Origin of the sequence: Acinetobacter sp. UBA6526 (genome assembly GCF_002434875.1) — a bacterium.
Taxonomy (GTDB): domain Bacteria; phylum Pseudomonadota; class Gammaproteobacteria; order Pseudomonadales; family Moraxellaceae; genus Acinetobacter; species Acinetobacter venetianus.
The window spans coordinates 14,018-14,419 of sequence record NZ_DJLC01000216.1; the positions used below are offsets into that span (position 1 = coordinate 14,018).

Genomic DNA, 402 nt, shown 5'->3' on the forward strand with positions numbered 1-402 from the left:
CCATACGAACTTCTAATGGTTTTTCGGTAATTGGTTTATCCGGGAATACGCGGATGAAGATTTTACCACCACGCTTAATACGACGGCTGATGGTACGACGGCAAGCTTCAATCTGACGAGCAGTCATACGACCACGTTCAGTTGCTTTAATTGCAATCGAACCAAATGATACTGTACTACCACGATGCGCTAGACCAGTGTTACGGCCTTTGTGCACTTTACGGAATTTGGTACGTTTAGGTTGCAACATGGATTATTCTCCCTTGTCAGCAGCACGGTCATTGCGACGACCACGACGCTCTTGACCTTCACCACGACCACGACCACGTTTAGCTGGACGCTCTTCAGCAGGAGCAGGGTTCATGACTTGTTTCATGCCACCTAAGATCTCGCCACGGAAAA

General features: G+C 48.3%; 1 protein-coding gene and 1 pseudogene. Both read right to left on the reverse strand.

Annotated features, from left to right (window positions below; all coding sequences use genetic code 11):
- The coding region (rplP, locus tag B4237_RS14815; RefSeq protein ID WP_286943759.1) for a 50S ribosomal protein L16 at nt 1–250 on the reverse strand (250 nt) is incomplete at its 3' end.
- Nucleotides 190–402 (reverse strand): annotated as a pseudogene (locus B4237_RS14820) (30S ribosomal protein S3); the annotation flags it as partial. The pseudogene B4237_RS14820 and the gene rplP, both read right to left, overlap by 61 nt.